Source organism: Bacillus sp. FJAT-53060 (assembly GCF_037104745.1).
GTDB lineage: Bacteria > Bacillota > Bacilli > Bacillales > Bacillaceae > Bacillus > Bacillus stratosphericus_B.
Window position 1 is genome coordinate 1 of the sequence record NZ_JBAWSW010000056.1, and the last position, 12587, is coordinate 12587.

Below are 12587 nucleotides of genomic sequence, written 5' to 3' on the forward strand. Positions count from 1 at the left end.
GATTGACGTTTCCTTATCAACTTCCTTTCCAATTCGTTGTACTTTTTTAAAACTTCATTCTGTTGACTCAGATAACGATTTTCTGCCTGCAGTCTCTCTAATTCGGAAGAGTACTCGGGACCCTTTCCATAGATATATTGTTTTCCAACAGGCTGTTCGAACCTGTGTGTATCCCCAGCCTTATGCCACCTCACCCATGTCTGAACCTGCGTCTTATTCTTGATATTCAATTCCTGCATGATCTCTTTCATAGGTACACCTGCCAATCTCATTTCTACAGCCTTCTGTTTGACTTCAACTGGATAACTCACTCTTGTCCCCATAGAAAAAACACCTCCTTGTTTTATTTCGGATCACAACGGTCCGTTTTCAAACTTGAAGGTGTTTTTTATTTGTCTCATCTTAGGGGGTCAGTCCCGACGAATAGACTTTTTTATTTTGAATATAAATCCCAGCCGATCTTGAGTGTGTCCACAATATAATTGGCGACTTCTTCAGCCTCCAGATGATCTGTTTCCACTCTTGAGTTATGAAGGGCATAAATTTCTCTACGCTCTTCAAACAGCTCTTTCATCTCATCAATCGTCCGGTTGTGAAGAACAGGTCGGTTTTCAATTAAAATATCAAGCCGCTGTTTCCAATTCTCCCAAGATAGATCGAGGAAAAGAACTGTACAATGCTTCAAACAGGAGCGTTTGATTTCTTCCTGTTTGAACGCACCTCCTCCAAGAGACACGATCTTTAGCTGTGTATGTTCACATAAATAGACGATATAATCCTTTTCAGCCTGTCTGAAGAACGCTTCTCCTTTTTGCTGAAAGATTTCTGGAATCGTCATGTTGTACTTTTTCTCAATTTCCTGATCCACATCAATAAACTCTCTATATAGCTTTTTGGCAACCAGCTGCCCAATGGTTGTTTTTCCAACTCCCATAAAGCCAATGAGGACAATATTTCGCTGTCTCACAGGGATTTCTCTATTGATTTTCATGTTCGTGATACGTCCTCCTTACGACAAGGAATGCTACATAATGTTTCTATTATATGATAAATAGGTTGAAAAAAGATAGGTATTCTTAAACAACGACCCTCCTAAGGCCACAAGAATGAAAAATAAAATACCGCCGTTATACGAGCCTGTCGCTGATACAATCAACCCGATAATCAGCGGTGTGATGATCCCAGATAAAATTGCCAAAGAAATTAAGCACACCACCAGCCAGTCCAACCATCTCTTTGGGTGCCACTTCAGACAGCATGGTCCATGAGATATTTGACAATCCTTGCGCAAAGGAGGCAATGGACAAAGTGGCGAGTACGATCGGAATACTCGTGGTGAAATTCGCCAACACAATGGTACTTGTCAGAAGCAAGCCAACCACAACTGGCAGCTTACTAGCCACATTGACAGACACACCCTTCTTGATTTACGTTCGGTGCATCCTGTCACATTCATCTGAAATTTCACATAAAAAACCCTTCCATCATAGGAGAGGTATCCGTCATTTCCTTATTTCCACCAGTCATCAAACATTGAAGCCGGTACTTGGCGTTTATGTTCTGATTGAACATAGCGTTTTTCAATCGCTTCTGCTGCTTGATCTGAAACTGGTTTTCCTTCTAAGTAATCATCAATTTGATTGTACGTAATACCAAGTTCTGTTTCATCCGTTTGCTGAGGGTTGTCATCCAGCAGGTCGGCGGTCGGTTTCTTTAAATACAGGCGTTCCGGTGCTTGAAGAGCTTCTAGCAGATTCCGGCCTTGGCGTTTGGTTAAACCTGTGAGCGGAAAGACATCCGCACCGCCATCACCATACTTTGTAAAGAAGCCAGTCACTGCTTCTGCCGCATGATCTGTACCTATTACAAGCAGGCCCTCCTGTCCGCCGATGGCATACTGTGCGATCATTCGCATCCGTGCTTTGACATTCCCTTTATTAAAGTCAGACAACGGGCCACCTGCTTCCTTTTGATATTGATCACTGAATGCAGTCACCGCAGGCGCAATATCATATTTCCATGACTTGTTCGGCTGAATAAATGATAGAGCCAGCTGAGCATCGTCTTCATCCTGCTGCACGCCATGCGGTAGACGTACCGCAATAAAGACAGCACCTTCCTTTCCTTCTTGACGCAGCTCTTGTACAGCCAACTGAGCGAGACGACCTGCAAGTGTCGAATCCTGCCCGCCGCTTATGCCGAGGACGAATCCTTTTGCGCCGGTCTTTTTCAAGTAATCCTTTAGAAATCCAACCCGTTTTTCGATCTCTTGCTTTGGGTCAATTGAGGGCTGCACATGCAACTCTTGGCTGATCTTTTTCTGCAAACTCATACACTTTTCCTCCTAAGCATCCTCTACATGAAGAGAACAGGTTTTACTCTCAATTCGATTGATTTGATAACGATTTTAGAAATTTAATTATACCATGTTTTGATAAAGGATATTTTTTAGACGTTCCCCTTTTTCATAAATGATCAAATATTTACAAGTGAAAGAGACGAAGTCGTTTGTGAATGGCCTTTCCTTTTTCAATCTATTTCCACCCGTATGGGTGTACAGCTTGAACCATTACATTTGCCAATGTCAGCCGGGCATGCGGACACCGCCACAATGAGATCCATTTCCGCACGGAGGCGAATGTAGTCACCGGACAGCGATTTTGGCAGCTCCACTGACAGCTTTCCTTTTTCATCAATGACTGTATTCATAAAAGCATTAAAAGGATAATACATGTCCTCCTTTGGAATACCGAACGGCTCAAAGGCTGTCCGCAAATTATCGTAGCATGTATGCATGACCTCTAAGTGCGTTCGGCCATATAAGAGCTGATACATTTCTTGCCGGCAGGCAGGCATGTACAAATCATGACATTCCACTGTATCTTCAATGACCGTAAACATCGGTTTATATAAATTAGAATAGAGCTTATCACCCTTTTTCACTTTGGAGGAGAACAAGCTGTCCATTGTAGCGCCTTGATCAAATTTTTCATAAAAATCCTTCTCATGATACGCCATCACATCTGCTACTTGCTGACCTTCGACATCAACCACTCGCATACATTGGCCTTTTCCTAAACGAAAGCCTTGACCATCCTTTGATAAAATCACGTATTCCCCGTTCATCACATGCACTCCTTTCCATGACAGTATGCCCAAAACGTCTTCCCGATCATGTATAAAAACAAGAGAGGGTCACAAGCTAATGTTATTGAATTGGAAAGGTGTTGCACATGCATTGAAAGAAGAACAATCTTTATCTTGGTGGCAGCTTTCTCTCATTGGAGTCGGCTGTACAATTGGCACTGGCTTCTTCCTTGGTTCCAGCATCGCCATTACAAAGTCCGGTTATTCCGTCTGCATTTCATTTTTGCTTGCTGCGGTCGGCACATATCTGGTCTTTAAACACTTGGCTGCGATGACAGCCGAAAACCCAGACAAAGGGTCGTTCTGTTCCTATGCTCGTAAGGCGTATGGGCGCTGGGCGGGTTTTAGCAATGGGTGGGTGTATTGGTTTTCAGAAATGCTGATTACGGGGAGTCAACTGACGGCGATTTCTCTTTTTACCCGTCACTGGTTTCCATCCGTTCCGCTTTGGGTGTTTTCTGCGATTTATTCGGCTCTTGCCCTGCTCGTGATTATCATTGGCCTTTGTTCTTTTCAGAAGACGGAAAACGTCCTTGCGGTGCTGAAGATAGGGGCGATCCTTCTGTTTATGATCCTCGCTGTCCTTGTCCTATGCGGTATTCTCACAGATCATAAACCGTCCCTGCATCTGCCAAACAAAGATCACGAATGGATGCCTATTGGACCTCTTGGTCTTTGGAATGGATTGATTTATGCGTTTTATGCATTCGGGGGAATTGAAGTGATGGGGCTGATGGCGGTTCATTTAAAAGACCCGAAGGACGCCGCAAAATCTGGTCGTGTCATGCTGATCATTCTAGCAGTCATTTATATCTTCTCGATCGGACTTGCTCTCTTGCTTGTACCAGTGACGGCCTTTAACGAGAACAGCAGTCCATTTATTACATCATTAGAGCCTTTTCATTTGTCGATTTTCCTTCATATCTTTAATGGCATTTTTATTATTGCCGGTTTTTCTACATTGGTTGCCTCTCTATATGCGGTTACGACTCTGCTTGGCACAATGTCGGAGCATCAAGATGCACCTGCTTGTTTTAAACAAAAAGAACCATCTCATGTCAGATGGTCCTCGATCATCTTAACCGCTGCGGGATTAATTGTCTCGATTTTACTTGCAATCTTTTTGTCCAAACACATCTACGAGCATCTAACAACAGCCGCCGGTCTTACTCTTCTTTACACATGGGTGTTCATTCTACTCTCAAGTAAAAAGCTATCAAAGCCATCCACTCGCCAAACATGCGAAATGATTCTTGCGCTGCTCTTAATCGGAGCCGCCGTTTCAGGAACACTGACAGAGGCAAGCGGACGACCTGGATTTTTTATCAGCATTGGGATCATTGCAGTGATTGCCATCATGGTGCTATTGATGAGGAAAAAGTGGGAGCATGATCAGACCGCATCATAATTTCATCATGTTTTTTAATGCAGTAAATGGACATTTGGCGGAGGCTGGTTTCTCAGCCTCATCATCTGATAGGAAATATTGCTTCCACTCTAAATTTTTCTGATCGCCGTACCATTTTAACGCAGGGTGTACATCTACTTGATCATACGCCTTGAGCCGCTTCCGAACGAGTTTGCTCATTTTTTGCCCAAATGTGGTTGATCCATTCATCTTCTCAAACACCCACCTTGGCTGAAACGCCATCATCAAATAAGGAAAATGTCGACTTTTTCGGAGACGGTGAGCGGGTGTCGAGCACAAAATAAAATACGGCTCTCCATGAAAACAAAATTCCCATTCATGATGCTCAGGATCTGCTGGAATTTGCTCAGGCCATTTCATTTCATCCTTTTGATGTAATCGCTGAACCAACGCCCAGAACTGATCCTCAAACTCTTCAATCGAACGTTCTTTCAAATCCTGAGGCGTTTCAAAAAAGCAAATGAATGAAGCATATTGACCGGTTTGCCTAGAACAGCTTTGATAATCCCTTAAGAGCTTTGCTAACTCATTCACAGCCTCTTCTCCCCGCGGATCACCAACAAACCCATAACGCAAATGATCTAGAAAAAATCCTTGTCTGCCTGGTACACAAGGAAATGTATCTGCCTCATCTCCTACCATCTCTCCAAATTGTGTGAAAGCATCCTGCTTCCATTCTTCTAGTGATCGTAGATTTTGATCAAGGCAACTTTTTGCATATAGCTGGGCCATTATCTTCCACCTCGTTTTTAGCGTCTTCTCCATAGCCTATGAGAAAAAAAGGCTGTGGTGACTGTCCTTCAACGACTTTCATACGCATCTACAAGGTGGAATCTTATCTTATTTTACTGCCGGTCATGGCTTTGCTTTGGGGATTTATTGGTTATCTCCTATTCAAACGGATATGGATTGTCCTCATGTTAACGTTCGTGTTCTCCACGATTTTCATCTTTACTTACACTGGATTTGACCTTAGCAATCTATACTGGTTCTTTTTGATGACAGCTTTCGCTTTTGTATCAAGCGGATTCTCGAAGGTCATACACGTTCATTTTCAGGAGAAGAAAAAAGGAAAAAGCCTCTATGATTGGTTCTTCATTAAAAAGACCGAATCCAACAACCAATAAATGAGAGACGCACAAAAGCTAAATAGATAGACTTTGTAGCTAATGAATACGACAAATCCATAATCAATCCATAATGCAAGCGCGGAACAAACCACCCATGCCCCGATAAAATAAACCAATAAATCACGGCTTCGAAACTTCTTAGGGTGACGGTGTAAAACAATTTGTATAGGTGAAGCAAATAAGACATAAGCGATTAAAATAAAAAGACTGGTGATCTCCACATGACCGAAGCCGGCTTCAGGCGTGGAGAATAGGATCGTATAAACGAATGTCGCTGTGATAATAGACAGAATCAGCATACACACATAGTTGAATACTGGCAGGAAAATACGCATGGCAAAAGCTCCTTCAAATAAATGTATCTCCCATCATTATTTAAGAGTGTCCCATTTCTGTCAAATATGACAAAAAAATAGACTGAACGTGTCAGTCTGTTTTCTCATCCTTCTAACCAATCAACGCCATGATGCCTTGATACCCAAAATAAGCACCGAAGCCGAGTAAAGACAGGCCTGCAAGAACAGATAGGCCATTCAATATCCGTTCATTTAAATAGCGTCTAAATGTACTGGCGAGTAACGCCATACAAAAATCCCATATGAGCATGCCGATAAAAATGGCTAAACTGTACATGAGTATTTGAGATGTCCCATACTTTTCGATCGTATTGGCCAAAATGCTGCCATAGATACCAAGCCAAAATAAAATACTGAGCGGATTGGAAAAAGAAATGAAAAACCCCGTCATGAACGATTTTCCTATCGATGTGTTTCCTCCGTCCTTTTTCGGACTCTCCTGCAAATTGATTTTACGTAGGCTTTCAATGCCGGTATAGGTCAGAACGACAAAGCCGAACAACCACAAAAAGGTTTTCACAAGAGGTGCAGTCAAAAGCTGGGCGACACCAAAATAAATGAGGAGCATATACACAATATCCGCAGCCATGGCTCCCACACCAAAAATCCACGCGTGCCAAAATCCACTTTTAATCCCTCTGTCGATTTGGGCTGCATTAACTGGCCCAACAGGCGCTGAAAGTGACAACCCTAAAAAGATATATCCAAAGAACACCGTCACATACACGTCCTCCTTTTGATGCTGACTTGTACATGTTATTCAAACACTCGGTGTTTTAGTACAAGTCCTTTGTCATCTTTTCAGGTTGACCCGAAGAGAAGCGATTTGATAAAGCTGCTTACCGCTCTGCTTTCAGCGCCGACTGCTGCGTGAGAACCGTTTCTTTTTTCCGAGAACGATTCATTTGAATGGCAGCTGCAAACAGAAGAACAGCTAAAAAAGCGAAAACAAAGACGGCACTTGCTGCCCCCGCCCATTCAAGACTAAATCCAATCAAAAAGGACAAGCAGGCTCCTCCCAAACTTGCGGCAGCAATAAAATAACTCGTTGCCTCGTCGATGGCATTTTCAATCATTATTGCGGATGCAGTCAGTGCGATTGGAAACATGCCAGCTGCGGACAGGCCGATGAAAAAGATGAGAATCAGCTGCGCCGCTATGTGGGTTGTCAGTGCAAATACAACAAGCAGCAGGATCATGAGCGTCGCACTGAGCTTTAAAAAACGCAGCGGATGCAGCTGATCTGCTTTTCTTGCAATCATAGTTCGGCCGATGACAATCGCTGTCCAGAAAGTGGAGACAGCAAAGAGGCTCCAACTGGCTTCTCCTTTTTCTAGCATGATCGACGGCAAAAAATTGGCAAAGTTTGTTTCAATTCCTGCGTAGAAAAAAGCAAAGCATATCATGAGCACCACAACCATTCGATTGTTGCGATCAAGAAGTAAAGATGGCTTCTTGATCGCATGAACAGGAGCAGCCATCTGTCCATGAGGCAGTTTGTTAATAAAGACAAGCCAGAGCATGAGGAAGAATGTTAGCGCACATACCTGAAATAAAAACACATAATACCACGTCTCTTCTGTGACAGTCAGCAGGATCACTAGAGGGAACAATAACGCACCTAATCCAAAAAAAACTTCCATAATGCTAATTCGTTTTGCACTGTTCCCCATCGAAATCACATACGCACCGGCCGTTGTCTCAAGACTGCCCGCACCGCTTCCAAGAAAAAATCCTGCCAGCACAAGTGTCGTCCAGCCAGGCACCAAAAGCCCAAGGAGAAGTGACCCGATCATCAGCATCAGTCCCATGGTCAGAACAGCACCATAGCCTTTTTTTCTCACAAGAATTGGGGATAAAAGAACACCTGTCAAAAAACCAATAAACTGAAAAAAGATTAAAGAAGATAATTCCCCGGGACCCTTATCATAACTAGACAGCAAATAAGGAGTTAAGCTGCCAAAAAACACATGAATGGTCCCAATAAAAAAATAAAAGACACAGCCAAAATAAAACATCTTTTTCATCTTTTCACTTCCTCTAAAAAGGAACGGAGTTATGAGGTCCTCCGCTCCACCTCTTTAATATGCACGAGAAGACACGACAGCCTCTTCCCTCTCGAAGCACGTATTGAGCGCAGCCTGCGCGCGATACCCATCCTCAAAATCAGCCATCTTCATATGAGATGGATATGGCTCTGTATTCACCCAATGCATTAGCTGATCACGGAACGTATCGGACCATCCATAAAATTCATTTGGGGGATCAGTCAGCAAGGTTTGCGGCACTTGATGACGTTCTACACAAAATCCATCACTTACCTCATATTCTTTTTTCATATTCGTATGGTATTTAAATACTTTGTCATGACCAATCACTTCTACACTAAATCCGCATTCCTCAGGCTGTGTACTTTTGGACGTCACCAAATGAAAAAACACTTGGTTCTCCATTTGACCAAAAATCTCGGTATGATCATCAACCTGAACCTTTTTCTCTTCTTTTTCCTTTACATGTGTCAGCATCTTCGTGTTCAGTGATTCTTTTTTCATTTCACTGCCAAACAAGTACCACAGCATATCAATTAAATGAATCCCAAGATCCCCTAATGCACCGCTTGTACGCAGACTCTCGCCGCTGTCTCTCCACGAAAATGTCTTTCTTCTGAGGGCACTATTTTTCTTAAAATGTGTCCTGACCGTTAAAATGCGGCCCAATTCACCGTTGGCAATCAAGTTCTTCAGAATATTCACGAAGGATAAGTAACGATAGTTAAAGCCCATACTGGCCTGAATCTGTAACTTTTTGGCTGTCTCCACCATTTCCTTCGCTTCTTTCAAAGAAACAGCCATCGGTTTTTCACATAAAATCGGCTGTCCCGCTCTGAGCGCTTGAAGTGCATGGTCCTTGTGACAAAAGTTGGGGGAAGCAATGATCAGCCCATCAGATGCATCCGCTAGTGTATCGATACTTGAATACACCCGTCCGCCGTACTGTTTAATGAAGCCCTGAGCAACCGATTCATGCACGTCATAGACGCCGGATAATTCTGCGCCATTAATCGTTAATAATGCTCTTGCATGTGCTTTTGCAATATTCCCTGCTCCAACAATTCCAATTTTCTTCATGAATGTGCCTCCTCATGTTTATACATCACTGTTTTCAGTGTTTCATAGATTCCTTTTGCATATCCATGATGACAAATTTGATGATGGTGCCGTTTGGCCTCGGCGGTTGCATTTTGTACGAGAAACCCGTGCGTGACGGATTGAAGCATCCGCAAATCGTTCCCACTATCACCAAAGGCAAAGCCACGGTCTTTTGGTAGATCATATCGACTCAGCATAAAACGGACAATTTCATCCTTTCCTGTCCCTACTGGTAAAAAATCTACATCATAGCAATCCGCAGGGTCTCCTGCGAGCGGATTGCATTTATTGATGTTGACCGCCACCCCTCTCTCTTTCGCAAGAGTTTGTATAAACGATAGATGATGAAGGTCTGCTCGTTCATCCTGCTCCTGATAATAGAAATTCTTCTTATACCCTGAGCTGCCCAGCTGTGTTTGCGGTCTGAGGGTAATCCACTCTTTACGAATGGTTTGTAGGATGTCTTCAATCTTTTCATCTGAAAAACCCTGCGCATCCAGCCGCTTCGTCCATTCTGCATCTGGCTGTCCAAAATGTGAATGGGATGTGTACATAATTTCAGTTCCTAAATTAGACGCAATAAAATGTGGGAATTGACTGAAACCGCCTTTTTCCATTTTGCTCGTGACAGAATCGAGGCTGCTTCCCGTCACCCAGCCCAGCATGAGCTGTCCTGCTTCGCTCTTTTCCGCCACAAATGCTTCTAACCTCTTTACATCCTCTCTCTGCTTCTCTGTCATCCCGTGAGAATAATAGGTTTCATCAAAGTCACAGAAAACAATCCATTGCGGGTTCTGCGGCTGATTCAGCAGCTTTTTATTGAATGGAAGATTTGATAACATGTTGGACCCCCTCGATGACTTTCTCTTGATCCTGTAGCGGCATTCCTGGATAAAGGGGCAAATGAAGTAATTGCTGTGCTACTTTTTCCGTATGCGGAAGTGTCGTTTGTTTATATTTTTTAGAGACAAGATTTGTTTGATGCTGATGTGATAGGATCGGGTAATAGACATCTGTCTCTATACCTATCTTCAGCAATTGCGCTGCCAGCTCATTTCTGTCTCCTTTCAGCACTCTGATCGGGAATAGATGCCATACATGATCGTTCGTCAGCTTCTGAAGCTTCATGTATCCTTCATCCTCAAGCGTTTGCAGCTGATCAATGTATCGCTTCGCTAAGTAAAAGCGTTTAAAGTTTTGCAGACCTAAATACTTCATTCGTTCTAGTCCTATCGCTGCTTGCAAGTTATCAATCTTTGAATTAAAGCCGTAGTCACTGCGTTTGACATTTTTCTTTCCTACTTCAAAGCCATGATAGCTGATTTCCATGCATTTTTCCGCTAGGGCTTCATCATTTGTTGCAATGGCTCCTGCCTTTCCGCAGACTCCGAGGTTTTTGTATGGATTAAAGCTGAGAACAAGTCCATCTCCGAATGCCCCAAGTCCGCTGCTGCCAATCGCCTGACAGCCATCCTCAATCACTTTCAGATCATGCTGCTTTGCAATCATCGAAATAGCCTTCATATCCGCTTGCTTTCCATATAAATGAACTGGAAGAATGCATACCGTCTTATCCGTGATATGCTTCTCGATTTCACTTGGTTCGAGGCAGTAGGTTTCTGGATCAATATCGGCATAGACCGGAACAGCGCCAATGGCAAGCACTGCATTTTCTGTTGCGGCAAAGCTATTGGCTGGCAGAATGACCTCGTCTCCTGGATGAACACCTGCTGATATGAGACTGATCATGAGAGCATCTGTTCCACTTGACGTGGCAATGACATATTTTTTCCCTAAATACTCTGCCAGCGTCTTTTCAAACAACGGAATGTATGGACCTGACGTAAAACGCCCAGAATTCAATACCTCTTTCATCACCTGCATAATATCATCGATCTCATCCTCTGAAATCAGTTTATCAACTGGCAGGAACGGTATCTTTTTTTCCTTATTTTGTTTATAATGGAAGAGAATTTTTTCCAAACCCTTGCGCTCAATATTTTGCTCAAGGAACGTCATCAGCTTTTCGTTCGCTAGATTCTTTTCAACCGAATCAGCCTTTATTTGAACACCTTGATTGATCATATCCAGCAAAACTAGATAATCCTTGCTTTTACCTGATATCTTCGTCAATATTTGCATTCCATTCCCTCCAATTAATTAATTCTGTTTTGTTAAAATTTAACTTTTTCCACATTGTAAATGATGTTATCGATTTCAGAACAATAACTTTGTGTAAAGGATTTGTTAATATGTGTACAATTTATGAAATTGCCAGGCTCTGCGGGGTTTCGACCACCACTGTTTCGCGGGTGCTGAATCAGCATCCATACGTGTCAGAGGAAAAACGCCAACACATTTTACAGGTGATGGAGGAAATGGAGTATACACCAAGTTCAGCGGCTCGCACCCTTCGTTCACATCAGACAAAGACCATTGCTGTGTCTGTACCAGCTGTGGATCATCCTTTTTTTGCACAATTGATTAAAGGAATTTCAAAGGAAGCACTGGATCAAGGGTATAAAGCCATCGTGCTCCAAACGTTTTACAAAGAATCACTAGAGCTTGAAGGGCTTCAATTATTAAAAAGAAAAGAAGTGGATGGTGTCATTTTGGGGGCATTAGAAAATAAGTGGGAAAACATTAAGCCACTTTTAGCAAACGGCCCCATCGTCTTGGCCAATGAATATCATCAAACAGCAGATATTCCAATTATTGGATACGATGAGCGTGAAGCCGCCTATAAAGCTGTTGACTATTTGATTCAATCGGGGCGTAAAGCCATCGGATTTTGTTTTGATACGGAAAGCAGTGAGGCACAGCAACAAAGAAGACAGGGCTACCTTGATGCACTTTCTGCCCACAGTTTGCCGCTAAACGAAGATTGGCTATTCGGTGAGGCCTTTACGATTGAAGACGGCTTTCGTTTGATGGACTTCATCCATGTCATGCCGGATGCCCCTGATGCCATTTTCACCGGCAATGATCAAGTCGCAGCAGGGCTCATTAAACAAGCCATTTTATATGGCTATCAAATTCCCGAGGATCTGGCAATCATTGGCTATGATAATCAAGATATTTGCGAGGTAACGGCTCCAACGATCACAACAATCGACATCCCGATCGTAGAGCTTGGCCAGCGATCTGTGCAGCACATGATACAGCTCTTGCAAGAGCAAAAGCCATTGCAACGTGAACATATTCAGCTACCCACCGAGCTCGTGACAAGAGAATCTACATAAACAAAAATGGTCTTATCCCTGTCAAGTAGACAATTATAAAAAGCCTAACCTGCCAGTGTGTGACGGTATTCTACCGGAGCACACTGGTTTAATTTTTTCTGGAATCGATCGTGATTATAGAATTGAATGTAATC

The 12587-nt window shown here is 43.0% G+C and carries 13 protein-coding genes and 2 pseudogenes; 2 read left to right on the forward strand and 13 right to left on the reverse strand.

Annotation, left to right across the window (positions count from 1 at the left end; all coding sequences use genetic code 11):
* From WAX46_RS14555 to WAX46_RS14575, 5 genes and pseudogenes are all read right to left on the reverse strand, one after another.
* Window positions 1–323 (reverse strand): annotated as a pseudogene (locus tag WAX46_RS14555) (IS3 family transposase); the annotation flags it as partial.
* A gap of 110 nt (window positions 324–433) precedes the next feature.
* Window positions 434–991 (reverse strand): shikimate kinase, encoded by a 558-nt coding sequence (locus WAX46_RS14560; RefSeq protein WP_226570113.1) that lies wholly within the window; start codon window positions 989–991, stop codon window positions 434–436.
* A 33-nt stretch (window positions 992–1024) separates the two neighbouring features.
* Window positions 1025–1427 (reverse strand): annotated as a pseudogene (locus WAX46_RS14565) (hypothetical protein); the annotation flags it as partial.
* Window positions 1428–1510: 83 nt separating this feature from the next.
* Window positions 1511–2332, reverse strand: a complete 822-nt coding sequence (gene nadE / locus WAX46_RS14570) for an ammonia-dependent NAD(+) synthetase (protein WP_226570111.1) — start codon at window positions 2330–2332, stop codon at window positions 1511–1513.
* 197 nt (window positions 2333–2529) lie between these two features.
* The gene (locus WAX46_RS14575) at window positions 2530–3126 is read right to left on the reverse strand and encodes a DUF1989 domain-containing protein (protein WP_226570109.1); all 597 of its coding nucleotides are present in this window, start codon (window positions 3124–3126) and stop codon (window positions 2530–2532) included.
* A 79-nt stretch (window positions 3127–3205) separates the two neighbouring features.
* On the opposite strand from WAX46_RS14575, the gene WAX46_RS14580 reads away from it, so the two are divergent.
* Window positions 3206–4555, forward strand: a complete 1350-nt coding sequence (locus WAX46_RS14580) for an amino acid permease (protein ID WP_226570107.1) — start codon at window positions 3206–3208, stop codon at window positions 4553–4555.
* Here WAX46_RS14580 and WAX46_RS14585 read toward each other — a convergent pair.
* The 7 genes from WAX46_RS14585 to WAX46_RS14620 all read right to left on the reverse strand — a co-directional run bounded on the left by WAX46_RS14585 (window position 4550) and on the right by WAX46_RS14620 (window position 11353).
* Window positions 4550–5308: a YqcI/YcgG family protein gene (locus WAX46_RS14585; RefSeq protein ID WP_226570105.1), complete on the reverse strand. Its 759-nt coding sequence runs from the start codon at window positions 5306–5308 to the stop codon at window positions 4550–4552. The genes WAX46_RS14580 and WAX46_RS14585 overlap by 6 nt on opposite strands.
* A 349-nt stretch (window positions 5309–5657) precedes the next feature.
* Window positions 5658–6041, reverse strand: coding sequence for a UPF0715 family protein (locus WAX46_RS14595; RefSeq protein ID WP_226570101.1), 384 nt, complete (start codon window positions 6039–6041; stop codon window positions 5658–5660).
* Between the two features lie 112 nt (window positions 6042–6153).
* Window positions 6154–6783, reverse strand: coding sequence for a LysE family translocator (locus WAX46_RS14600; RefSeq protein ID WP_226570099.1), 630 nt, complete (start codon window positions 6781–6783; stop codon window positions 6154–6156).
* A gap of 118 nt (window positions 6784–6901) precedes the next feature.
* Window positions 6902–8089 (reverse strand): MFS transporter, encoded by a 1188-nt coding sequence (locus tag WAX46_RS14605; RefSeq protein ID WP_226570096.1) that lies wholly within the window; start codon window positions 8087–8089, stop codon window positions 6902–6904.
* 54 nt (window positions 8090–8143) lie between these two features.
* Window positions 8144–9190 (reverse strand): Gfo/Idh/MocA family protein, encoded by a 1047-nt coding sequence (locus WAX46_RS14610; RefSeq protein ID WP_226570094.1) that lies wholly within the window; start codon window positions 9188–9190, stop codon window positions 8144–8146.
* A complete protein-coding gene (locus WAX46_RS14615) occupies window positions 9187–10053 on the reverse strand; it encodes an HAD-IIB family hydrolase (protein WP_226570092.1) in 867 nt (288 codons plus the stop codon). Before WAX46_RS14615 ends, WAX46_RS14610 begins: the two co-directional genes overlap by 4 nt.
* Complete coding sequence (locus WAX46_RS14620) at window positions 10028–11353, reverse strand: DegT/DnrJ/EryC1/StrS family aminotransferase (RefSeq protein ID WP_226570090.1); 1326 nt, start codon at window positions 11351–11353, stop codon at window positions 10028–10030. Before WAX46_RS14620 ends, WAX46_RS14615 begins: the two co-directional genes overlap by 26 nt.
* A 110-nt stretch (window positions 11354–11463) precedes the next feature.
* Between WAX46_RS14620 and WAX46_RS14625 the strand changes: the two genes are divergently transcribed.
* Window positions 11464–12453 carry a LacI family DNA-binding transcriptional regulator gene (locus WAX46_RS14625; protein ID WP_226570088.1) on the forward strand — a complete coding sequence of 330 codons (990 nt, stop codon included), beginning with the start codon at window positions 11464–11466 and terminating at the stop codon, window positions 12451–12453.
* Window positions 12454–12497: 44 nt separating this feature from the next.
* Here WAX46_RS14625 and WAX46_RS15980 read toward each other — a convergent pair whose 3' ends face one another.
* Window positions 12498–12581: an IS3 family transposase gene (locus WAX46_RS15980; protein WP_426853288.1), complete on the reverse strand. Its 84-nt coding sequence runs from the start codon at window positions 12579–12581 to the stop codon at window positions 12498–12500.
* Between the last annotated feature and the right edge of the window lie 6 nt (window positions 12582–12587).